At 66.4% G+C, this 20693-nt stretch carries 22 protein-coding genes; 4 read left to right on the top strand and 18 right to left on the bottom strand.

Annotation, left to right across the window (positions count from 1 at the left end; translation table 11 throughout):
* Positions 1-277: 277 nt before the first annotated feature.
* The 8 genes from HG262_RS06340 to HG262_RS06305 all read right to left on the bottom strand — a co-directional run bounded on the left by HG262_RS06340 (position 278) and on the right by HG262_RS06305 (position 8073).
* Entirely contained in the window at positions 278-1213 is a 936-nt protein-coding gene (locus HG262_RS06340; RefSeq protein ID WP_169270203.1) for a glyoxylate/hydroxypyruvate reductase A, read from the bottom strand.
* A gap of 96 nt (positions 1214-1309) precedes the next feature.
* Positions 1310-2380, bottom strand: coding sequence for an ABC transporter substrate-binding protein (locus HG262_RS06335; protein ID WP_169270202.1), 1071 nt, complete (start codon positions 2378-2380; stop codon positions 1310-1312).
* On the bottom strand, positions 2377-3549 hold the full coding sequence (locus HG262_RS06330; RefSeq protein WP_169270201.1) for an FAD-dependent oxidoreductase: 1173 nt from the start codon (positions 3547-3549) through the stop codon (positions 2377-2379). Before HG262_RS06330 ends, HG262_RS06335 begins: the two co-directional genes overlap by 4 nt.
* The gene (locus tag HG262_RS06325; RefSeq protein ID WP_169270200.1) at positions 3546-4931 is read right to left on the bottom strand and encodes an FAD/NAD(P)-binding oxidoreductase; all 1386 of its coding nucleotides are present in this window, start codon (positions 4929-4931) and stop codon (positions 3546-3548) included. Before HG262_RS06325 ends, HG262_RS06330 begins: the two co-directional genes overlap by 4 nt.
* Complete coding sequence (locus HG262_RS06320; protein WP_169270199.1) at positions 4928-5269, bottom strand: (2Fe-2S)-binding protein; 342 nt, start codon at positions 5267-5269, stop codon at positions 4928-4930. Before HG262_RS06320 ends, HG262_RS06325 begins: the two co-directional genes overlap by 4 nt.
* A 37-nt stretch (positions 5270-5306) precedes the next feature.
* On the bottom strand, positions 5307-6101 hold the full coding sequence (locus tag HG262_RS06315; protein WP_169270198.1) for an ABC transporter permease: 795 nt from the start codon (positions 6099-6101) through the stop codon (positions 5307-5309).
* Positions 6102-6116: 15 nt separating this feature from the next.
* Positions 6117-7004, bottom strand: a complete 888-nt coding sequence (locus HG262_RS06310; protein ID WP_169270197.1) for an ABC transporter permease — start codon at positions 7002-7004, stop codon at positions 6117-6119.
* A 1-nt stretch (position 7005) separates the two neighbouring features.
* Positions 7006-8073 carry an ABC transporter ATP-binding protein gene (locus HG262_RS06305; protein WP_169270196.1) on the bottom strand — a complete coding sequence of 356 codons (1068 nt, stop codon included), beginning with the start codon at positions 8071-8073 and terminating at the stop codon, positions 7006-7008.
* A 216-nt stretch (positions 8074-8289) separates the two neighbouring features.
* Between HG262_RS06305 and HG262_RS06300 the strand changes: the two genes are divergently transcribed.
* Positions 8290-9132 (top strand): IclR family transcriptional regulator, encoded by an 843-nt coding sequence (locus HG262_RS06300; protein WP_169270195.1) that lies wholly within the window; start codon positions 8290-8292, stop codon positions 9130-9132.
* Between the two features lie 70 nt (positions 9133-9202).
* Here the strand turns inward: HG262_RS06300 and HG262_RS06295 are convergent, their stop codons facing one another.
* Together HG262_RS06295 and HG262_RS06290 are read right to left on the bottom strand one after the other, a co-directional pair.
* Positions 9203-10366, bottom strand: coding sequence for an alpha-hydroxy acid oxidase (locus tag HG262_RS06295; RefSeq protein WP_169270194.1), 1164 nt, complete (start codon positions 10364-10366; stop codon positions 9203-9205).
* Between the two features lie 207 nt (positions 10367-10573).
* Positions 10574-11470: a phytanoyl-CoA dioxygenase family protein gene (locus HG262_RS06290; protein WP_169270193.1), complete on the bottom strand. Its 897-nt coding sequence runs from the start codon at positions 11468-11470 to the stop codon at positions 10574-10576.
* A 163-nt stretch (positions 11471-11633) separates the two neighbouring features.
* On the opposite strand from HG262_RS06290, the gene HG262_RS06285 reads away from it, so the two are divergent.
* On the top strand, positions 11634-11930 hold the full coding sequence (locus tag HG262_RS06285) for an acylphosphatase (protein WP_169270192.1): 297 nt from the start codon (positions 11634-11636) through the stop codon (positions 11928-11930).
* A 74-nt stretch (positions 11931-12004) separates the two neighbouring features.
* Here the strand turns inward: HG262_RS06285 and HG262_RS06280 are convergent, their stop codons facing one another.
* The 6 genes from HG262_RS06280 to HG262_RS06255 all read right to left on the bottom strand — a co-directional run bounded on the left by HG262_RS06280 (position 12005) and on the right by HG262_RS06255 (position 17258).
* Positions 12005-12910: an EamA family transporter gene (locus tag HG262_RS06280; RefSeq protein ID WP_169270191.1), complete on the bottom strand. Its 906-nt coding sequence runs from the start codon at positions 12908-12910 to the stop codon at positions 12005-12007.
* Between the two features lie 42 nt (positions 12911-12952).
* Positions 12953-14011 carry a GntG family PLP-dependent aldolase gene (locus tag HG262_RS06275; protein ID WP_169270190.1) on the bottom strand — a complete coding sequence of 353 codons (1059 nt, stop codon included), beginning with the start codon at positions 14009-14011 and terminating at the stop codon, positions 12953-12955.
* Between the two features lie 5 nt (positions 14012-14016).
* Positions 14017-14751, bottom strand: coding sequence for an amino acid ABC transporter ATP-binding protein (locus HG262_RS06270; protein ID WP_169270242.1), 735 nt, complete (start codon positions 14749-14751; stop codon positions 14017-14019).
* A 63-nt stretch (positions 14752-14814) separates the two neighbouring features.
* A complete protein-coding gene (locus HG262_RS06265; RefSeq protein WP_169270189.1) occupies positions 14815-15504 on the bottom strand; it encodes an ABC transporter permease subunit in 690 nt (229 codons plus the stop codon).
* An 8-nt stretch (positions 15505-15512) separates the two neighbouring features.
* A complete protein-coding gene (locus HG262_RS06260; protein ID WP_169270188.1) occupies positions 15513-16262 on the bottom strand; it encodes an amino acid ABC transporter permease in 750 nt (249 codons plus the stop codon).
* Between the two features lie 84 nt (positions 16263-16346).
* Positions 16347-17258, bottom strand: coding sequence for an amino acid ABC transporter substrate-binding protein (locus tag HG262_RS06255; protein WP_169270187.1), 912 nt, complete (start codon positions 17256-17258; stop codon positions 16347-16349).
* 171 nt (positions 17259-17429) lie between these two features.
* Here HG262_RS06255 and HG262_RS06250 point away from each other — a divergent pair, with 171 nt between their 5' ends.
* A complete protein-coding gene (locus tag HG262_RS06250; protein ID WP_169270186.1) occupies positions 17430-18362 on the top strand; it encodes a LysR substrate-binding domain-containing protein in 933 nt (310 codons plus the stop codon).
* Positions 18363-18449: 87 nt separating this feature from the next.
* Here the strand turns inward: HG262_RS06250 and HG262_RS06245 are convergent, their stop codons facing one another.
* Both HG262_RS06245 and HG262_RS06240 read right to left on the bottom strand, forming a co-directional pair.
* Entirely contained in the window at positions 18450-19118 is a 669-nt protein-coding gene (locus HG262_RS06245; protein WP_169270185.1) for a flavin reductase family protein, read from the bottom strand.
* A gap of 17 nt (positions 19119-19135) precedes the next feature.
* A complete protein-coding gene (locus HG262_RS06240) occupies positions 19136-19624 on the bottom strand; it encodes a VOC family protein (protein WP_169270184.1) in 489 nt (162 codons plus the stop codon).
* A 163-nt stretch (positions 19625-19787) separates the two neighbouring features.
* Here HG262_RS06240 and HG262_RS06235 point away from each other — a divergent pair, with 163 nt between their 5' ends.
* Positions 19788-20693 carry a LysR family transcriptional regulator gene (locus HG262_RS06235; protein ID WP_169270183.1) on the top strand — a complete coding sequence of 302 codons (906 nt, stop codon included), beginning with the start codon at positions 19788-19790 and terminating at the stop codon, positions 20691-20693.

Genomic DNA, 20693 nt, shown 5'->3' with positions numbered 1-20693 from the left:
CACACCAGGCTCGGTCAATGGCAATCTCACGTCAGCCGGGGCGGATTTCTTGCTTGGGGTCCTCATCACGAACGGGGAGTGGTGGAGGATCTTGCGGGGCCCGCCCCAGGCCGGCCGCGCGAGCGGCCTTTTGGGGCTTACGCGGCGTCTTGCGTCGGAGGGATGCGGGTACGTGCACTCGTCGCTGCGTTGACCCGTAGGATGGGTGGAGCGCGTTCGGGTCGGGTTATTGCGACGGTGCGGAACGCGCGCAACCCATCATGCTCGGGGGATCAATTCAATATCCACGCACCGGATCGAAGATATTCGGCAACGCTTCGCCGCGCTCATTCGCCTCAATCAACAACGCCGTATGGCGCGCGCGCTCTTTGCGATCGGGGATCGCCGCGCAATGCGGCGTGATGATGATGCCGGGGTGGGTCCACAGCGGGGAGTCTTCGGGTAGCGGTTCTTGTTCAAATACATCGAGTACGGCCTGGTGCAACTGACCGCTATCCAGCGCATCGATGACGTCTTGCGTCACCATGTGCGATCCGCGGCCGGCGTTGATCAGGCTGGCGCCGCGGGGCAATTGCGATAGTGTCGCGGTGTTGAGGATGCCCTTGGTGGCGTCGGTAGCGGGCAGCAGGCAGACGAGCAGGTCGGTGCCTGCCAGGAATTCGCCGAACTGCTCCTGGCCGGCGTAGGAGGGCAGGCCTTCCAGCGTGCTGGCGCCGCGTGACCAGCCGGTGACGGGGAATCCGACGCGGGTCAGCAGTTGGGCGGCGGCGACGCCCAGGTGGCCCAGGCCCATGATGCCCACGCGCATGTCAGCCGCGACGCGCAGGGAGTCGAACAGCTCCCAGTGGCGGCGCGACTGGTTGTCCACAACCCGCTTGATGTCGCGCGTCAGCATCAGCGCGGACGTCAGCACGAACTCGGCCATTTCGGTGCGGGTGCGGGCCGTGACCATGCGGGCGATGGACAGGTGGCGCGGCAGGTGCGGGTCGGCCAGGATGTGGTCGACGCCGGCGCCGGCGCTGATGATGAGTTTCAGGTTGGTGAAGGTGGCCAGACGGCCGGCGTCGGGGGCCCAGACCAGCGCGTAGTCGACGGTGGCGGGGTCGATGTCTTCATGCCAGCCCACCACGTCCAGGTCAGGCGCGACCGCGCGGAACTGCGCGCGCCATGCGTCGATCGCGGATGGGCCGCCGGAATTGATGATGAGCCGCATGCGGGTCCTTCCCCTGTCTGCGGGCGCGCCAGGCGCCCAGGCTGTGCGCGGTGCGCGCCTGCGGTTTATCCACAGGCGGCGCGCCGCAAGATCTTATCAACGTTCGACGGTGCGGTTCCAGCGCGCGTTGAATGCGGGCCGGGTCGTGTTGATCTGATCCCAGTCCAGGATCTTGGCGTTTTCCATGTAGCCCTGGAAGCGCTTGAGGGCTTCGGCGTTGTCGGCGGGGGCCTTTACGTTTTTGTTGGACGGGAAGTGGCCGCCCATTTCCAACGCCTTCGCCTGGGCGCTGGCCGACAGCAGGTACAGCGCCAGCTTCTGCGCCAGTTCCGGTTCGCTGTTCTTGGCGATGACGCATTCGCCCACCATCAGGATCACCGAGCCTTCCTTGGGCTGTGCGTATTCCACCGGGATGTCGCGCTTCTTCAGGCGAGCGATCGCCGTGGGCGTCAGCGGAAAGATCGCGGCTTCGTTGGACTGGATCATCTCGGCCAGCTTGGCCGAATTGGGGATGTACTCCAGCACGTTGGGGCCGATGGTATCGGGCCACTTCTTGAAGCCCGGCTCGTAGTTCTTGTCGTCGCCGCCCTGGATGCGGTTGAACATCAGGAAGCCGTGCAGTCCGAAGGTGCTGCCGGCGGCGGACTGGAACACGACGTGGCCCTTGTACTTCGGGTCGGCCAGGTCCATCCACGACGTGGGCGGCGCCCAACCCTTGTCAGCGAACATCTTGGTGTTGTAGCCCAGGCCCGTCATGCCGATGTCGATGCCGGCCGCCATGCGGTCCTTCATCACGGCGGTGGGGTACAGCTCTTTCAGCACCGGGTCGTCGTTCAGCTGTTCGCACAGGCCCATCGTGATCGCACGCGACATGATGCCGTCGTCCAGGAACATGACGTGCATCTGCGGCTTGTCCTTGTAGGCCTGCGCCTTGGCCAGCACGTCCGTCGAGGTACCCGGCACCACAACGATCTTCACGTTATTGGCTTTTTCGAAATCCGGGAACACGTACTGCGTGAAGGCGCGCTCCATGTCGCCGCCGTTCATGCCGACGTACAACGTCTTCTGTTGCGCCATGGCGCCCGCGGACAGCAACGTCATCACCGCCGCGCCCAACAGCCACTTCCCCTTGCTCAGGCGCGATGCGCCCTGTTTCTTATCCATCATGGTGACTCCAGCGTTTGCTCACGAACACTCTCAGGCCGGCCCGCGGCGCCGTGAGCGGCGGCCGTGTACCGTTCAATGCGGAAGGCATCGATAGGAATGGAGGACCGGCCGCGCACGACCAGTTCGGACAGCACTTCGCCCACGGCGGGGCCGATCTGAAAGCCCGCGCCCGACAGCCCGAAGGCGTGGAACAGGCCAGGCACGGTGGAACTGGGCCCCAGCACCGGGTTGTGGTCGGGCATATTGCCTTCCACGCCCGTCCAGAACCGGATGACCTGCGCGCCGCGCAGCACCGGCAGCAGCTTCGTGGCGTTGGCCATCAGCGTGCCCAGTCCGGCACGGCCCGGCCGCGCGAAATCCGGGTTCGAAGACTGGCCGCGTCCCCCGCCGATCACGCAATTGCCGCGTGCCACCTGGCGCGCATAGATGCCGCCGCCCTGTATCCCCAAGCTGACGCCCATGAACACCGGCAGCGGCTCGGTCACCATCATCAACGGATAAATGGAGGTTTCCGGCACGGGTTCGCCAAAGCCCTCGGCAAAGCGTCCGGCCCACGCCCCCGCGCAATTGAGCAGGAACCGCGAGCGCACTTCCAGCCCGTCGTCCGTGCGCAGGATGAAGCGCGATCCGTCATGTTCCGCAGACGCCACGCGCACGCCTTCGCGCACATCGGCCCCCAACGCGCTGGCCGCGCGGCCGAACGCGGGCGACACCAACCGAGGATTCGCGTGGCCGTCTTCCGGACAAAACGATCCGCCCGCCACGTCCTGGCCCAGCCAGCCGAAGCGGCGCGCCAGCGCGCGGCGGTCCAGCATTTCCAGATGCATGCCGAAGCCCCGCGTGCGCGCCCGGTAGGCTTCCAGCAGCGCCATGTCCGCGTCCGACGCCGCCAGCTTCAAATGGCCGGAACGCACGTACTCGCCGTCGATGCCGATCAACGCCGGCAATTGGCTCCAGAGTTCGTGTGCGCGCTGCGTCAGCGGCATCTGCTCCAGCCCGCGGCCCTGGCGGCGCACGCCGCCGTAGTTCACGCCGCTGGCGCGTGCGCCGCACAGCCCGGCTTCCAGCAGCACGACGGGCACGCCCTGGCGGCGCAGGAACAGCGCGGCGCTGCCGCCGACGATGCCCCCGCCGATGATGGCGACTTCGGTATCGATACGCTGCGTCATGACGACACCTTTTCGCGGCGCTCCAGGCACACCACGCGCACCGGCACGGGTTTGACCGGCGGCTGGTTGCGCAAGCGCCCGACCTCGGCAGGCGAGCGGCCGCAAGCATGGGCCAGCACCTCGGCCGCGGCCGCGCCGCACATGCGGCCCTGGCAACGTCCCATGCCCACGCGCGTCAGCGCTTTCAAGCGGTTCAGTTCCTGCGCGGCCGTGTCGTTGACGGCTTGGCGCAACGTGCCGGCCGTGACTTCCTCGCAGCGGCAGACCACGGTGTCGTCGGCGATGCCTTGGGCCCAATCGTCGGGAAAGGGAAATGCGCGTTCCAGCGCCGCGCGCACGCGGCTGTTTGCCGCCAACCGAGCTTCCAGACCGCGGGCGCGCTGCGCATCGTGCGGATGGTTGATGTCTTCCAGCAGCGCTATCGCGGCGCGTTCGCCCGCCAGTTCCGCGGCGTCCGCCCCCCCGATCGCGGCGCCGTCACCCGCGACATAGACGCCCGGCACGCTGCTGCGTCCGGCGGCGTCGCGGCACGGCGCCCAATTGCGGTCGCGTGTGTTGTATTCGAATTCACAGCCGGCAAGGCTGGCCAGCTGGGTTTCGGAACGCAGGGCCAGGCCATAGGCCAGCGCGTCGCAATCGACCGTATACGTGCGTGCGCCCTGGCGATAGGTCAGCCCCGTCACGCGTTCCTTGCCCTGCACCGCCACCGGCCGCACGCCGCTGTGCAACGGCACGCCGTGCGCGCGCAGCCACGCCATGTAATACAGCCCCTTGGCCAGCAGACCGGGTGCGCGCAACATGCCCGGCAACGCGGCCCACCGGTCGGCAAAGCGCGACGTGTCCAGCACCGCGGCCACCTGCGCACCGGCCTTGGCATATTGATACGCCACCAGGTACAGCAAAGGGCCCGTGCCCATGAAGACGACGCGCGCGCCGATGGCGCAGCCCTGGTACTTCAGCGCCACCTGTGACCCGCCCAGGGTGTAGACGCCTGGGGTCAGCCAGCCAGGAAAGGGCAGCACGCGGTCGGTTGCTCCCGTGGCCAGGATCAGGTGCGTGTACGGGACCGCCGTGCTGACGCCATCCTGCAAGACATCCAGCGTCTTGCCTTCCAGGTTCCACACCAGGCTGCCCGGGCGATAGTCCACCTGCGGCAGCAGAGCGGCCATGGCGCGGTGCACGGCGTCGGCCTTGCGGTGCTCGAAGCCGTACAGTTCCTGCTTGGGGCGTTGAAACCCCTGCGGCGGCTGCCGGTAGATCTGGCCGCCCGCGCGCGGGGCTTCGTCCAGGATCACAGGCCGCAGGCCTTGCGCAACCAGCGCTTCGGCCGCGCGCACGCCTGCAGGTCCGGCGCCGACGATAACGGGCATCACCATGCTCATGGCGCGTCGCCCTCTGGCCATGCCGCGGCGGCCAGCGTGCCGGGCGCCGCCGCGAACGCCAATGGCGTGGTTTGCAGGCGCATGCCCGGCTCGATCAGCGTGGAACACGCGCGCACGCGCGTCCCGTCTTCAAGCTGCATCCAGCAGTCCTGGCAGGCGCCCATCATGCAAAAGCCCGCGCGCGGAGCGCCGCCGAATTCCGAATGGCGCACGCAGTCGGCCTGTGTCAGCACCGCGGTCAATACCGTATCGCCGGCCAGCGCGGTGCAGGCCTGGCCATCCAACGTGAACGGGACCGCAGGCCGGGCCGTTTCGGCCAGGCGTTTCAGTATTGCCATGATGCCGGCGCCTCTCTCTTCGCCGTAAGCGGACGCTTCATTTCTGCCCCACCAGCACGCGGTCCAGGCCATACACGCGGTCCAGCAGCAGCATGGTGACCGCCGTCAACCCGATGACCAGCGCGGACACGGCCGCCATCATCGGATCGATGGATTCGGTGGCGTACATGTACATGCGAACCGGCAGCGTGATCGTCGACGGTGCGGTAATGAACACCGACATCGTCAGTTCGTCGAAGCTGTTGATGAAGGCCAGCAGCCAGCCGCCCGACACGCCCGGAATGATCAATGGCAGCGTCACCTGGAAGAACACCGTGGCGCGGCTGGCGCCCAGCGACAGCGCGGCATGCTCGATGGACCGGTCAAAGCCGACCAGCGCGCCGATCACCAGCCGCATGACATACGGCGTGATGACGACGACGTGCGCGGCCACCAGCCACGCAAAGCTGCCGGCCATGCCCATCAGCGCGAAAAAACGCAGCAGCGCCACGCCCAGCACCAGGTGCGGGATCATCAGCGGCGACAGGAACAGGCCGTTCAGCACGTCGCGCCCCGGAAAGCGGTAGCGCGTGATGGCAATCGCGGCGGGCACCGCCAGGCACACCGCGATGGTGGCCGACAGAAACGCCAGCCACAGGCTGTTCTGGAAAGCCTGCATGAAATTGGGGTGGTCGAACACGGCGCGGAACCAGCGCAGCGAAAAGCTCGTGGTCGGCACCGTCAGCGTCGTGTCCGGCGTGAACGCCACCAGGCACACGATGACCAGCGGCGCCAACACGAACGCCACCACCAGGAAATTGAACGCCAGCGCGATAGGACCGTTCTTCTGCATGTCGATTCCTTTGCGTTAGCCCAGGCTGCGCCGGTAAGAGCGTTCCACGACGCGGTTGTACGCCATCATGATGATCACGTTGACCACCAGCAGCACGATCGCGATGGCCGCGCCCAGCGGCCAGTTCAGCTCGGTCAGGAATTCGTCATACACGACGGTCGCGACCATCTTCAGGCGACGGCCGCCCAACAGCGCGGGTATCGCGAACGAACTGGCCGACAGGCCGAACACGATCAGGCTGCCCGACAGGATGCCCGGCATCGCCTGGGGCAGCACGATGCGCGTCAGCGTCTGGAAGCGCGACGCGTTCAGCGACAGCGCGGCGTGCTCCACCGTAGGGTCCAGCTTCTGCAAGGACGTCCAGATGGGGATGACCATGAACGGCAGCATCACGTGCACCAGCCCGATGATGACGGCGGTGGGCGTGTACAGCAGCGGCCCCAACCCCAGCGCGGCGGCCGCACGGCCGATGGCGCCGCCTGGCCCCAGCAGCATGCTCCACCCGAAGGCGCGGACCACCAGCGAGATCAGCAGCGGCGACAGCACCACCAGCAGGAAGATGGAGCGCCAGGGCTTGCCCATGCGCGACAGGATGTAGGCCTCCGGCGCGCCGATCAGCACACAGATCAGGGTGGTGACGCCGGCGATCCAGAACGTGCGCCAGAAGATCTCCAGGAAATAGCTGTCGGTGACAACCGCCAGGTAGTGCTCGAAGGTGTGTCCCGGCAAGATGCCCGCGCCATAGTCGAACGGGCGGAAGGACAGCACGAAGGTCAGCGCCAGCGGCGTCAGCACCAGCGTCAGGAAGACAATGGCCAGCGGAATGGAACCCAGGATGGCGAACAGGCCGTCGTTGCGCGGCTTGGGGCCCGCAACCGCGCCCGGTTGTGTCAGCGCCGCCATGTCAGGCCTCTTCCTGCGCGGGCGCGCGCAGCACGCGCAATACGCCCTCGGCCCAGTCCAGGCCGATGGCCTCGCCGTCGTCGTGCGGTCGGCGGCCATCGTTGGGCGTCAGGACGGTCAACGCGCCCACCGGCGAATCCAGGTCATACATCCACTGGCTGCCCAGGAAATAGCGCGTGCTGACCACACAGGACAGCTTGCCCTGGCCCGCCGGCACCGGCACCAGTTTTTCAGGACGCAGCGACAACTGCACGCTGTCGCCATGGCGCAGGCCTTCGCCGTCGACCACGACACGCAGGGCGCCGGTCTCGATCTCGGCCTGTGCGCCGCAGCGCGTGACGCGGCCCGGCAGCAGATTGGTCTTGCCCACGAAGCGCGAGATGAACTCGCTTTGCGGATGCTCATACATGCGAAAGGGCGCATCCACCTGCGTGGCGCGCCCGTCCTGCATGACCACGACGCGGTCGCTGATCGACAGCGCTTCGGCCTGGTCGTGCGTGACCATCACCGTCGTCGTGCCGATCTTCTTCTGGATGCTGCGCAATTCGAACTGCATCTCTTCGCGCAGCTTGGCGTCCAGGTTGGACAACGGTTCGTCCAGCAGCAGCACGGGCGGCCGGATGACCAGCGCGCGCGCCAGCGCCACGCGTTGGCGCTGGCCGCCCGACAGCTCGCGCGGAAAGCGGTCAGCATGCTTGTCCAGCTTCACCAGCGCCAGCGCCTCGCGCACGCGCGCCTGGCGCTCGGCGCGTTCGACGTTGCGCATCTTCAGGCCGAATGCCACGTTGTCGGTGACGGTCAGGTGCGGGAACAGCGCATAGCTCTGGAACACGATCCCCAGGCCGCGCGTGTTCGGCTTGGCGTGGGTGATGTCGCGGCCGTCCAGCGTAATGGTGCCCCGGGTCACGTCGGCAAAGCCGGCAATCATCTGCAAGGTCGTCGTCTTGCCGCAACCGGAGGGCCCCAGCAGCGAGACGAATTCGCCTTGCTCGACCGCCAGGCTCAGGTCGGAAACGACGCGCAGGTCGCCGTAGTTCTTGGAGACGTTGTCCAGCCGCAGAAATGACATATTCCAAACCCCGTAGCCCATGGCGGGCTTTGCGCCCCCACGGCAAGCCGGTTTTCCGGCGCCCTGGCGGCTTATTTGATGGGGCAGTCTAGGTTTTGCTAAAACCTAGGGTCAATTAGGGTTTTCCGAAGAATCGAATTTTTTATCTTGTAATTCCATTGATTAGAATTTCCTGATAAAAATAAGGCTGATATTTTTGATTATCGGAACCGCAGAATGAAGAAATCAGAGACAAGCGAAGAATCCGCCGGCCAGGGCGTCTTGCAACGGGCCTTTGCAGTCTTGCGCGTGCTGGCCGACGCCAAAGGCGAAAAGCTGCGCCTGACCGACATCGCGGCCCGCACCGGCCAGGCCCAGGCCACCGCGCACCGCGTGCTGCAGGGGTTGATGCAGGAAGGCGTGGTGGAGCAGCCCGCCCAAAGCAAGGGCTATCAGCTCAGCGTGGCGTTCTTCTCCTTGGCGGCGGCAGCCGGCACGCACCAGTCCAGCCTGCGCTCGCTATACCGGCCGGCCATGCTGCGCTTGTCGGGCATGCTGAACGACACGATCTTCCTGTTGGTGCGCAGCGGGTTCGACGCGGTCTGCGTGGACCGCGTCGACGGCGCTTTTCCTGTGCGTTCGCACACGGGCGACATCGGCGGCCGCGTCCCGCTGGGCATGGGCCAGGGGGGCCTGGTGCTGCTGGCCAGCCTGCCGGAGGCCGAACGCGAAGAGGTCATCCGCTTCAATATCCCGCGGTTGCACCATCTGGGTTTCGTGGACGAGATCTCGATGCGCGTGCGCATTCGGGAATGCCTGGAACTGCGATACGCGCGCAGCCAGGGGCAGGGCGTGTTCCCCAACATCGCGGGGCTGGCGGTGCCGGTCTACGACCCCAACGGCGTGACCGTGGCGGCGCTGAGCGTGGCCGCCCCGATCGAACGCATCAATGACGAACGCCTGCCGCTGATCGTGGAAATGCTGCGCCGCGAAGCCGACGCCGTCGGCGCGCAGATCAACCCGTTCGACCCCGCGCTACGGCGCCCGAGCCAGTTCCTGGGTGCGGGAAACGCGGGCTGACGACACGGCGCCGCGAAACAAAAACGGCCTGGGCATCCGATGTCCAGGCCGTCGTGCCTTACCCGTAGCGTCAGGTCGGGTACGTGCCCGGCAACAGGATGCTGCGGTCGCCCGGTACGATATTGCGGCGGCCGCACAATGCCATCGTCGTGTCCATTTCCTTGTACAGCAGCTCCAGCACGCGGGTCACGCCCGCCTGGCCGTAGGCGCCCAGGCCGTACAGGAAAGCGCGTCCGATCATCGTGCCGCGCGCGCCCAGCGCCACGGCCTTCAGGATGTCCTGGCCTGAACGGATGCCGCCGTCCATCCAGACTTCGATCTTCGAGCCCACCGCGTCGGCGATCGACGGCAAGGCCGCGATCGAGGACATGGCGCCGTCCAGCTGGCGTCCGCCATGGTTGCTGACGATCAGCGCGTCGGCGCCGCTATCGGCCGCCAATTGCGCGTCTTCCGCATCCAGGATGCCCTTGATGATCAGCTTGCCGCCCCAGCGCTGCTTGATCCATTCCACGTCGTCCCAGCTCAGGCGCGGGTCGAATTGTTCGGCCGTCCACGCCGACAGGGACGACAGGTCGCTCACGCCCTTGGCGTGGCCCACGATGTTGCCGAAAGTGCGGCGCTTGGTGCCCAGCATGCCCATGCACCAACGCGGCTTGGTCGCCAGATTGATCAGGTTGCGCAGCGTGGGCTTGGGCGGCGTCGACAGGCCATTTTTGATGTCCTTGTGGCGCTGGCCCAGGATCTGCAAGTCCAGCGTCAGCACCAGGGCGGTGCAGCCCGCGGCCTTGGCGCGGTCGATCAGGTTGGCCACGAATTCGCGGTCACGCATCACGTAGAGCTGGAACCAGAACGGCTTTTTGGTGGCCTCGGCCACGTCTTCCAGCGAGCAGATGCTCATCGTGGACAAGGTGAACGGCACGCCGAAGTCGGCCGCGGCCTTGGCCGCCAGGATCTCCCCGTCCGCATGCTGCATGCCGGTCAGGCCGGTAGGCGAGATCGCCAGCGGCATCACGACATCATGGCCCGCCATGGTGGTGCGCAACGACCGGCCTTCCATGTTCACCGCCACGCGCTGGCGCAGCTTGATCTTCTGGAAGTCGCTTTCATTGGCGCGGTAGGTGCCTTCGGTCCAGGCGCCGGAATCGGCGTAGTCGTAGAACATGCGCGGCACGCGCTTTTGCGCAATGGCGCGCAAATCTTCGATGCAGGTGATCGTAGAAAGGTTAGCGGTCATGGGAGGTCTGAGGAGTGATAGAGGTGCGCCAGCTGCGTTTCGTTTTTCTGGAGTCTGGTGCCGCCGGCTGCGGCGGCTTCGCCACTGCGCAGGGGCGGCAACGCCCCGCGGCGCCGCCCAGTATACGCGCCGAGGCCGGCAAGCGTGCGCTTGCCGGCCTCGTTCGCCCCCCTCGGACCGGAGCTCTGCGGCCCCTGTCCACCCAAGCTATCTCGGCCAGACCTTGCTGACCGCCCGGATCGTGGCCCAAGCCACCCAGCGCGGGCTGGTCAGCCGCGCGCCCGGCAGCCGCCGCATCACGTCCACGGCCAGCCCGCCGCGCTTATGCCACTGCTTCTTGCGGGTCTGGCTGTCGGTCCAGCGGCCTTCCAGCCACGGGAATTCGCGCCGCCCCGGCTTGTAAACGGGCGGGGTGTTGTAGATCAGGATGTAGGCCAGCCGCGGCGACGGCGACGTATTGGGGCCGGTGAAGTGCAGCGTGCGGGCGTCATGCACGGTGATGCCGCCCGGGTCCAGCGGTTCGGCCACGGCCTGGTCGCGGGCAAAGTCGCCGCAGCACTCCAGCGGGTGCAGCGTCTTGTCGCCGCCGGGCGAACGGTGCTCCAGCACATCCCATTTGTTCGAGCCCGGGATGAATTGCATGCATCCGTTCTCGATGGTCGCCGGCTGCAGGGCCAGCCAGATGCTCAGTTCGTTGTAGATGAAATCGGGCGACCGGAACGCCTCGTCCTGGTGCCAAGGGGTTTCCGGACCGTGCGGGCCGGGCTTGAGCAACGCGTGTTCCCCGTACAGGGCGGCGTCCTCGCCCAGCAGCTGCCGCGCCAGGTCCAGCGTGCGCTCGTGATACGCCGTCTTCAGCAGACCAGGGGCATAATGGCGCGGATCGTGCAGGCTGGGAAACTTGGCCGGCTTGGACGGATCGTCCCGGCTGACGAAGTCGTACTGCGCCCCCTCGTTGTAGCCGGTCTTGTTCGCGAACAGGTCCAGCAGCGTCCGGCGGATGTACCCGACCTCATCCTGCGGGCACATGTCCTTCAGGGCCAGGTAACCCTGGTCCCTGTAGCGCGCTGTCTCTGTTTCCGACAACAAACTGGTCTCTTCCATAATGGCTTCTCCAAGCTCTGGTAGCGGGTGTTCCCGTTGGCACGTTTTGACATGAGCTCTAACGTATCGCTTCGATGCCCACCGGGCCTATAGACCATCTGCCGTAGCCACAACCGCCTACGCTCTACGCGTCGGGCGGCGCATCATCCGAAGGAAAATATCCATGCAAGCCCCTCGCTCCGACACCCATATCGAAACCGTCCTCGTCACCGTCAGCGGTACGGTGCAAGGCGTGGGATACCGCCACGCCACCGTGCGCCGCGCTCACCTGCTGGGCGTGACGGGATGGGTGCAGAATCTGCTGGACGGCACGGTAGAGGCCCTGGTGCAGGGCTCGCCCGACCAGGTCGACCACATGCTGGAATGGTTGCGGCGCGGCCCGCCGGGCGCGCAGGTGCAGGAAATCACGACGCGCCGGGAGTACACCGACAAGCGTTACATCCGCTTCGAACAGGTGTAGGCGCGAGAGGCAGGGGCGCCCCGCCGCCTCGGCGCGATGGCGTAGTCCGATCAGCCGAGGGGCCAGCCGAAAGGTCAGCGGGTACGCATCCAGCGCCCGCCCACCTGATTGATAATGAGGCCGGCCAGCACGCAGCCCGCCCCCACCCATTGCAGCGGCTGCAGGCGCTCGCCGAAGGCCATGGACGCCGCCCACAGGCCCACTACCGGCACCAGCAGCGAAAACGGGGCGATCTTGGCCGCGGGGTGGCGCGTCAGCAACTGCGTCCACAAGGTGTAGGCCACCAGCGTCGCCAGCACCGCCAGGTACAGCACCGACAGCGCCTCGCCCCAGCCGATGCCCGTCACCATGCCCACCACCGGTTCCCAGCCGTCGATCAGCACCGCCAGCAACAGGAACGGCAGCACCGGCGCGGCGCTGCTCCAGGCGATGAAGGCAAAGGGGTCGTAGCCAGGCGCTTTGCGGCTGGCCAAGCGCACGATCAGGTTGGACACCGCCCACATGAACGCCCCGCCCAGCGTCAGCGCGAAGCCCAGCATCGTCATCTGGCCAGGCCCTTCACCGCGGCCGCCGGCAATCACTGCCAGGCCCACCGCGGCCACGCCCAGTCCGATCCAATGATGGCGGCGGGCTCGCTCGCCCAGCACGGGCGCGGCCAGCAGCAAGGTGAAGAACGCCTGGGTCTGGATGACCAGCGAGGCCATGCCCGCGGGCATGCCGAATTTCAGCGCGGTGAACAGCAGGCCGAATTGCCCCAACCCCTGCACCAGCCCGTAGGCCGCGATCCAGTGCCACGGCAGCTGCGGCCGGCGCACGAAGAGGATCAGGGGGAAGGCCGCCAGCGCAAACCGCAGCGCGCCAAGCATCATGGGGGACAAGCCCCGCATGCCGACCTTCATGACAACAAAGTTCAGCCCCCAGATGACCACGACCGCCAGTGCGCAGAAATAGTCTTTTCGGGTGAGGTGAGTCGTGGACATCCCTCTATTATCGCATCGCTGGCACCCGCCAGCGGGGTGAATTCACTGCTTTTCCAGCACCTTCGCGAAGGCCTGCACGGCAATGTCGATGTCCTCGTCTTCGATATGGCGATGGGTCACGCAACGCAGCCGCGTGCGACCCCAAGGCCGGGTCAGCAGGCCTTGCGCCTGCAGGGCGGCCACCCATTCGGCATTCGTCATGCCGGTGCCCGCGGTCTCGACCTGCACGATGTTGGTCTGCGGCACGGTGGCCGACAGCGCGGGCGCCAGGCGGTTGATGCCGTCGCTCAAGCGGCGCGCGCGAGCATGGTCTTCGACCAGCCGTTCGGTCATCGACTGCACGCCTTCCAGCCCGGCCGCCGCCATGATGCCCGACTGGCGCTGGGTGCCGCCCAGCATGCGACGCAAGGTACGGGCGCGCGACATCACCGCCTTGCTGCCCGCCAGCACGGCGCCCACGGGCGCGCTCAGGCCCTTGGACAGGCACAGCGACACCGTGTCGGCGAATTGCGTGATCTCCGCGGCCGGTACGTCCAGCGCCACGGCCGCGTTGAACAGGCGCGCGCCGTCCAGGTGTACCGGGATGCCGGCGCCGTTGGCCATGCCGTACACCGCCCGCATGTGGTCCAGCGGCAGGACGGCGCCCCCGGCGTTGTTGTGCGAGGTTTCCATCGCCACCAGCGAGGTCTTCAGGCGATGGCCGCCGGACAGCAGCGCGTCGTCCAGCCGGTTCAGGTCCATCGCACCGTCGGTGCCGGACACGCCCTGGTAGAACAGGCCGGTGAAGGTGGCGGCGCCGCGCTCGGACGTGTACATGTGGGCCGACGACTCCAGCACGACCTGCTCGTTGCGCTGCGTCTGCGCCAGCACGGCCAACAGGTTGGCCATGGTGCAGCTGGGCACGAACAGCCCGGCTTCCTTGCCCAGGCGGGCCGCCACATGCGCTTCCAGCGCACGCACGGAAGGGTCGCCGTCCAGGCCGTCATCGCCGATCGGCGCAGTGCGCATGCGCTCGTACATGGCTGCGGTGGGGTGGGTGACCGTATCGCTGCGCAGGTCGACAGAGGCGCTGGGAAGGTCGGCGGGGGTCCGCTGGGTCATGGCTTTCAGTGCTGCAGAATTTTGGAAAGAAACTGGCGCGTGCGCGGGGCACGCTCCTCCACATTGCCGAAGAACGCGTCTTTCACGCAGTCTTCGACAATCTTGCCGCCGTCCATGAAGATCACACGGTCGGCGACACGGCGGGCGAATCCCATTTCATGGGTCACCACCATCATCGTCATGCCTTCGCTGGCCAGGTCGGTCATCACGTCCAGCACCTCGTTGACCATCTCCGGGTCCAGGGCCGAGGTCGGCTCGTCGAACAGCATCACCACCGGGTCCATCGACAGCGCGCGCGCGATCGCCACGCGCTGCTGCTGGCCGCCAGACAGTTCGCCGGGATGCTTGTCCTTGTGCGCCGACAGGCCCACGCGTTCAAGCAGCGACAGCGCCCGCGCGCGGGCCTCGTCCTTGCTTCGGCGCAGCACCTTCACCTGGCCCAGGCACAGGTTCTCGGTCACCGACAGGTGCGGGAACAGCTCAAAGTGCTGGAACACCATGCCGGCCACCGATCGCAGCTTGGGCAGGTTGGTGCGCGGATCGCCGACCGAAATGCCGTTGACCGTGATGTCGCCCTTCTGGAAGGGTTCCAGCGCGTTCACGGTCTTGATCAGGGTCGACTTGCCGGATCCCGACGGCCCGCAGACCACCACGACCTCGCCTTTTTCGACTTTCGTCGTGCAGGCATCCAGCACCTGAAAGGCGCCATACCACTTGCTGACCTGGTTGATCTCGATCATCGGAGGCGTCGGAGAGAGTTGCATCGTAGAACCTGTGGATAACGGATAGCGGAGCCGGGGCGCTCAGCGCAACACCCGGGTGCGCTTTTCCAGCAGCTTGACCAGACGGGATGCCGTGAAACAGATCACGAAATACACCACCGCCACGAAAAGATAGAGTTCAACCAGCCGGCCGTCGCGCTGGCCGATCTTGGAGGCCGCGCCCAGGAAATCCGTCAACGACAGCACGTAGACCAGCGACGTGTCCTGGAACAGGATGATCACGCGCGTCAGCAGCGCCGGCACCATGTTGCGGAAGGCCTGCGGCAGCACCACGTAGCGCATGCCCTGCCAGGGCGAGAGGCCGATCGCCATGCTGGCCGACACCTGCCCGCGCGCAATCGACTGGATGCCCGCGCGCATGATTTCGCAAAAGTACGCGGCCTCGAACAGGGTGAAGGTGATCACCGCCGAATTGAACGCCCCCACGCGCAACGGCGTGGGCGACCCCACCACCCAGGCGGCGATGTACGGCACCAGGAAGTAGAACCAGAAGATCACCAGCAGCAGCGGGATCGATCGCATCACGTTCACATAGATGCCCGCCGGCACCGACAGGATCTTGAAGCGCGACAACCGCATCATGGCCAGCAGCGTGCCCAGCGCCAGCCCCATCACCGCAGCCAGCGCGGTCAGCGTCAGCGTGAATGTCATGCCCGTCTGGAACAGATAGGGCAACGCGGTCCAGATCACATCGAAATCGAATTTACCCATGGCGCCCCCTAGCGGCTCTTGCCGGTTGAACCGATCAGCCCGGGAACCGCGACATGGCGCTCAAGCAGGCGCATGCCCAGCACGACGATGCCGTTGATGATCAGGTAGATCACCGTGGCGGCGGAGAACGCCTCGAAAATATGGAAGCTGAATTCCTGCATGGAGCGCGCCTGGCCGGTCAGCTCCAACAGGCCGATCGTCAGCGCCACCGACGAATACTTGATGGTGCCCATGAATTCCGACGTCAAGGGCGGCAGCACGATGCGGAACGCCTCGGGCAGGATGATGTAGCGGTACACCTGCACCTCGGTCAGCCCCAGCGCGGTGCCCGCCTGGAACTGGCCGCGTGGCAGCGACTGGATGCCCGCGCGCAATTGCTCGGCCACCCGCGCCGACCCGTAAAAGCCCAGGCACAGCACGGCAGGCACGAACTGCCCCCAGGGCTGCGGCATCTGCTTCATCGCCAGGCCCCACGCATGCGGCAGCAATTCGGGCAGCACGAAATACCACAGGAACATCTGCACCAGCAGCGGCACGTTGCGGAAGATCTCCACATACGTCGCGCCCAGCACATTCATCAGCCGGGACTGCGCCGTGCGCATCACGCCCAGCCACGATCCCAACAGCAGCGAAAACACCCACGCCGTCAACGCCAGCGCCAGCGTCCAGCCCACGCCGATCAGGATCGTTTCCAGGAAGGTATGCACGCCATCCGGCGACATCTCCAGGAAGACGCTCCAACTCCAGTTGTAATTCATGCCTGTGCCCTAGATCGGCGCCGGCCGCGGCGCCTTGCCCCAAAACCGCCGCGGGACGCACATGGCGTCCCGCGGACAACCTGCTTACTCGTATGCCTTGGGGTCGCCCGAATCGGTCGGGTTGGCCAGCGCGCGCTTCAGGGCGTCGCTCATCGGATACTTCAGGTTGATCTGCTTGGGCGGGATCGGCGAATTGAAGTACTTGTCATAGATCGCGGCCACTTTACCGGTCTTGATCAGGTCCAGCACGGCGTCGTCCACCACCTTCTTGAAGGCAGGGTCGTCCTTGGGTTCCATGATGCCGTAGGGCGCCACTTCCAGACCCTTCTTGCCGATCACGAACGCGTCCGGGTTCTTCGACGAGGCCACGGCGCCGTAGGCGATACCGTCGTCATTGGCCGACCCCGCGGCGCGGCCCGATTCCACCATCAGGATGGTCTCGGCGGTATCCTTCGTGGGCGCCATGGTGATGCCCAGGTTGCCCTTGGCGTTCAGGCCCGAAATCAGCCGGAAGGTCTGGCCGCCGGCCTGGGCCGCGATGGTCTTGCCGCGGAACGATTCCAGGTTGTTGGGATCCACGCCGCCGTCCTTGCGCGCCACCAGCACCACTTGCGCCACGAAGGTCGTGGGCGCGAACGACACCAGCTTGTGGCGGTCCACGTTATTCGTGGTGTTGCCGCATTCCAGGTCGATCGTGCCATTGGCCAGCAGCGGGATGCGCGTGGCGGAGGTCGTCGGGTTGTAGCGCACTTCCAGCTTGGGCAGCTTCAGCGCGGCTTTCACGTACTGGGCGACTTCCTGGCAGATCTCCACCGTGTAACCGACCGGCTTCTGGTTGCCGTCCAGGTAGGCGAAGGGGACCGAGGTCTCAGGATGGCCGATGGTGATCACGCCGGTTTCCCGGATCTTGTCCAGGCGGCTGGGGCCCTCGGCGTGAACGGTGGCGGCGCTGCCCAGCAGGGCGGCGGCGACGGAGATCGCGGCAAATGCTTTCATCTGATTCCCTTGGCGCCGTGCGTGCGGCGCGTGTTTGTATTCACGATCGGCGGCGCCAGAAGGTTTGGCGGCCGCCGCGTCCCGCGATGAGCCCCGCGGCTGGCAAAAAGTATCAACTAGCAGTATGGTTTTATCCAGTTCCAATCAGGTATTCCTCTATACGGATTTGATATGGCCATTCCACGGATGGGCTTAAGACACATCGAGGCCTTCCGAGCCGTCATGATGACCGGCTCGATGACGGCCGCGGCGCGGCGCGTACATACCTCGCAGCCGCACGTTAGCCGCTTAATAGCGCAATTGGAAGCGATCACCCAGTTTCCCTTGTTCGACCGCAATGGCAGCCGCCTGAGCCCCACGCAGGACGGGTCACGCTTCTTCCAGGAGGTCGAAAAGACCTTCATCGGCCTGGCCGGACTGGAGTCGGCGGCGGCCAGCATCCGCTCGTTCAGCGCCAGCCGGTTGAGCGTGGCCGCCATGCCCCGGCTGGCTGGCGGCATCCTGGCGCGCATCGTCGCGGCCTTCAAGACGGAATACCCGGACGTGATGGTCTCCATCCATTCCGGCAACGCCAGCGCGGTGCATAACTGGATCAGTTCGGGGTTCTGCGACACGGGGCTGGCCATGCTGTCGGGCGACAGCCCCGGCATCCAGGTCGAGCCGGTGCTCACGATGAGCTGCGTGGCGGTCCTGCCGAAAGGGCACCGGCTGACCAAGTTGAAAAAACTCAAGCCCGCCGACTTCGCGGGCGAGCCCTTCATCTCGTTTCCCAGCGCCACCCCGCTGCGCGAGAAGATCGACGCCGTCTTCAAGGCCGCCAAGGTGGAACGGCAGACGGTGGCCGAGGCCGGGCTGGGCTCGTCGGTGTGCGCGCTGGTGGGCGCCGGCCTGGGCGTGGCCCTGATCAACCCGCTGGCCGCCCGCGAAGAATACGAAGCCAACGGCGTCGAGGTCCGGCCTTTCAGCCCGTCAGTGCCAGTCACGGTGGCGCTGCTATATCCGCCGTACCACACCCGCACGCGGCTGGTCAGCGTGTTCTCGCGCTATGCGCACCAATTGATGACCGAAGAGATGGCCGACCTGAAAGCGCGGCCGGCGCGATGACGGGAAGGCGGTGAAGGAAAGGGCGCTGCAGGGGCCTGCGCGCTGAAAGAGAGGGGCGCGCCAGGCCGGACAGCGCGCGCCACCGTCCTATATCCGCGGCGTCTCCAGGTAGCGCTCCGCCTCGCCCGACTGCTTCAAGGCCTCCCACTGGGCCAGGTTCAGTTGCGGCATCTGGAAGGCCGGCTGCGGGCGGCTGTACCAGCCGGGGTTGTGCAACCTGGCCAGCAAGTCCATTTTCGGGCCGTCCAGGTACAAGTGTTCCCGGTCGGCCACCAGATCATCCTGCACGTGCATGGCCGCCACATCGGCCACCACCAGGCTGCGGCCGTCGATGCGCAGCAGTTCGTGCACCCGGCACTCGAACGCGACGGGTGACTGCATCACCCGCGGCACGCCGATGCGCTCGGAGGGCGACAACACCAGGCCGGCCTCCACCGATTCGTCCACGCCGGCCGGAAAGTCCACCGCCGTGACGTTCATTCTGGCGGCCAGGCGCACCGACACCAGATTGACGGTGAACTCGCCGCGCTCGGCAATATTACGGGCGGTGTCCTTGGGCGCGCCGTCGCGCATCCCGATGCCCACGCAGATCAGCGGCGGGTCACCCGACATCAGGTTGAAGAACGAGAAGGGTGCCACGTTCGTCGCCCCCCGCGCATCGCGCGACACGATCCAGGCAATGGGGCGCGGCACGATCGCGGCGGTCAGCAGCTTGTAGCGGGCGGGGCCCGACAGCGCATTCAAATCGATGAACATGGCTTATCCCCGGCGCATCAGTCTTGTGCGGCGGCTTGCGTCGGCGCCGCGCCGGCCGCCGCCTTCTGGTCGGCGAACAAGCGGTCGCTGCGCTTACAGCGGCACCGGCCGATCTGATGCAGTTCAATCAGGTTGCCCACCGGGTCGCGCAGGAACAACTGCATCAGCTCGGGTGCCGCCACGTTGTCCAGCTTCCAGTAGTCCACGCCCTGCCGCTGCAGCTCGGCTTCGGCTTCGGCGATATCCCGCACCGCCAGCGCCACGTGGTTTTCCACCGGGTCGCAGCCGGGCCCTTGGGAATAGGGCGAGGGGCCGTCGCTGCCCAGCAGATGGATCTGGCAATCGTTGCCCAGGTCCAGGAAGTACCCCGCGATACCCGGGATCTCCCAGCGGCCGTTATCCGTATCCAATCCCAGCACGTCCCCATAGAACGCGCCCATGGCCGCCACCTTGCCAAGCGGCATGCGCACCGCGTGATGATGCAGCTCCAGTACGTCCAGCGCCATTTGTCTCTCCTTGGTTTGTCCGGCTGGCGCCCATGCACCGCCAGGTGCGCAATAGTGGCGTCCGCTCCCGCACCGGGGAATGCCGCCGCGTGCAATCCACGATTGCGCCTGGCGCAACCCTGAACGCGACGCCTGGCCGTATGGGCGCGCTATGCTTGGCGCCATGAATACGCCAGACCTCAACCTGCTGCTGACTCTGGACGTGCTGATCCAGGAAGGCAGCGTCGCCGGTGCCGCGCGCCGGCTCAACCTGAGCACCCCGGCCATGAGCCGCACCCTGGCCCGCATCCGCGAAGCGGTGGGCGATCCGGTCCTTGTGCGTTCAGGCCGGGGCCTGGCGCCCACGCCGCGCGCGCTTGAACTGCGCGACCAGGTGCGCAGCGTGGTCGAGCAGGCGCAATCCGTGTTCTCCGCCTTCAGCCAGGACGTCAACCTGGGCACGTTGACGCGCGTCTTCACCCTGCGCGCCAATGACGTGTTCGTCGGCGCCTTCGGCGGCCGCCTGCGCGAACACCTGCGCCGTTATGCTCCCCACAGCGTGCTGCGCTTTCTTTCCGAAGGCGAAGACGACAGCGACGCGCTCAGCGGCGACGCCGACCTCTATATCGGCTCGTCGCAGAAATTCGGCGCGGACATCAAGGTGCAAACGCTCTTCACCACCTCATTCTGCGGCCTGGCGCGCGCCGAGCACGCCATCTTCAAAGGCGCCATCACCCCGCAGCGCCTGACGGCCTACGACCACATCAGCGTGTCCCGCCGCGGCCGGGCGCAAGGGCCCATCGACCTGGCGCTGGCCGATCTGAGCCTGACCCGGCGCGTCTCGCTCATCACGCCCACGTTCCACGCCGCTATCTTCGCCCTGGCCGATTCCGACCTGATCCTGCCATCCATGCCGCAGCATCTGATGCCCGGAATTGAACGGCTGGGCTTGGCATTGCGCAGCTTTCCCGTGCCGCTGTCCATGCCACCCGTGCGAGTCGTGCAGGCCTGGCCGCCGCGCCTGGACAGCGACCCGGCGCACCGGTGGTTGCGGCAGACGATCAAGCAGGTGTGCGACGTGGCGGCCTAG

Origin of the sequence: Achromobacter sp. Bel (assembly GCF_012928505.1) — a bacterium.
Classification (GTDB): domain Bacteria; phylum Pseudomonadota; class Gammaproteobacteria; order Burkholderiales; family Burkholderiaceae_B; genus Achromobacter.
Note: the sequence above shows the minus strand (reverse complement) of the source record. Positions and strands in the feature narration are given on the sequence as shown.

Excerpts from the sequence above, each read along its gene's own strand:
- HG262_RS06340 (WP_169270203.1), bottom strand. The coding sequence starts at position 1,213 with ATGCGGCTCATCATCAATTCCGGCGGCCCATCCGCGATCGACGCATGG.
- HG262_RS06335 (WP_169270202.1), bottom strand. The coding sequence starts at position 2,380 with ATGATGGATAAGAAACAGGGCGCATCGCGCCTGAGCAAGGGGAAGTGG.
- HG262_RS06330 (WP_169270201.1), bottom strand. The coding sequence starts at position 3,549 with ATGACGCAGCGTATCGATACCGAAGTCGCCATCATCGGCGGGGGCATC.
- HG262_RS06325 (WP_169270200.1), bottom strand. The coding sequence starts at position 4,931 with ATGAGCATGGTGATGCCCGTTATCGTCGGCGCCGGACCTGCAGGCGTG.
- HG262_RS06320 (WP_169270199.1), bottom strand. The coding sequence starts at position 5,269 with ATGGCAATACTGAAACGCCTGGCCGAAACGGCCCGGCCTGCGGTCCCG.
- HG262_RS06315 (WP_169270198.1), bottom strand. The coding sequence starts at position 6,101 with ATGCAGAAGAACGGTCCTATCGCGCTGGCGTTCAATTTCCTGGTGGTG.
- HG262_RS06310 (WP_169270197.1), bottom strand. The coding sequence starts at position 7,004 with ATGGCGGCGCTGACACAACCGGGCGCGGTTGCGGGCCCCAAGCCGCGC.
- HG262_RS06305 (WP_169270196.1), bottom strand. The coding sequence starts at position 8,073 with ATGTCATTTCTGCGGCTGGACAACGTCTCCAAGAACTACGGCGACCTG.
- HG262_RS06300 (WP_169270195.1), top strand. The coding sequence starts at position 8,290 with ATGAAGAAATCAGAGACAAGCGAAGAATCCGCCGGCCAGGGCGTCTTG.
- HG262_RS06295 (WP_169270194.1), bottom strand. The coding sequence starts at position 10,366 with ATGACCGCTAACCTTTCTACGATCACCTGCATCGAAGATTTGCGCGCC.
- HG262_RS06290 (WP_169270193.1), bottom strand. The coding sequence starts at position 11,470 with ATGGAAGAGACCAGTTTGTTGTCGGAAACAGAGACAGCGCGCTACAGG.
- HG262_RS06285 (WP_169270192.1), top strand. The coding sequence starts at position 11,634 with ATGCAAGCCCCTCGCTCCGACACCCATATCGAAACCGTCCTCGTCACC.
- HG262_RS06280 (WP_169270191.1), bottom strand. The coding sequence starts at position 12,910 with ATGTCCACGACTCACCTCACCCGAAAAGACTATTTCTGCGCACTGGCG.
- HG262_RS06275 (WP_169270190.1), bottom strand. The coding sequence starts at position 14,011 with ATGACCCAGCGGACCCCCGCCGACCTTCCCAGCGCCTCTGTCGACCTG.
- HG262_RS06270 (WP_169270242.1), bottom strand. The coding sequence starts at position 14,751 with ATGATCGAGATCAACCAGGTCAGCAAGTGGTATGGCGCCTTTCAGGTG.
- HG262_RS06265 (WP_169270189.1), bottom strand. The coding sequence starts at position 15,504 with ATGGGTAAATTCGATTTCGATGTGATCTGGACCGCGTTGCCCTATCTG.
- HG262_RS06260 (WP_169270188.1), bottom strand. The coding sequence starts at position 16,262 with ATGAATTACAACTGGAGTTGGAGCGTCTTCCTGGAGATGTCGCCGGAT.
- HG262_RS06255 (WP_169270187.1), bottom strand. The coding sequence starts at position 17,258 with ATGAAAGCATTTGCCGCGATCTCCGTCGCCGCCGCCCTGCTGGGCAGC.
- HG262_RS06250 (WP_169270186.1), top strand. The coding sequence starts at position 17,430 with ATGGCCATTCCACGGATGGGCTTAAGACACATCGAGGCCTTCCGAGCC.
- HG262_RS06245 (WP_169270185.1), bottom strand. The coding sequence starts at position 19,118 with ATGTTCATCGATTTGAATGCGCTGTCGGGCCCCGCCCGCTACAAGCTG.
- HG262_RS06240 (WP_169270184.1), bottom strand. The coding sequence starts at position 19,624 with ATGGCGCTGGACGTACTGGAGCTGCATCATCACGCGGTGCGCATGCCG.
- HG262_RS06235 (WP_169270183.1), top strand. The coding sequence starts at position 19,788 with ATGAATACGCCAGACCTCAACCTGCTGCTGACTCTGGACGTGCTGATC.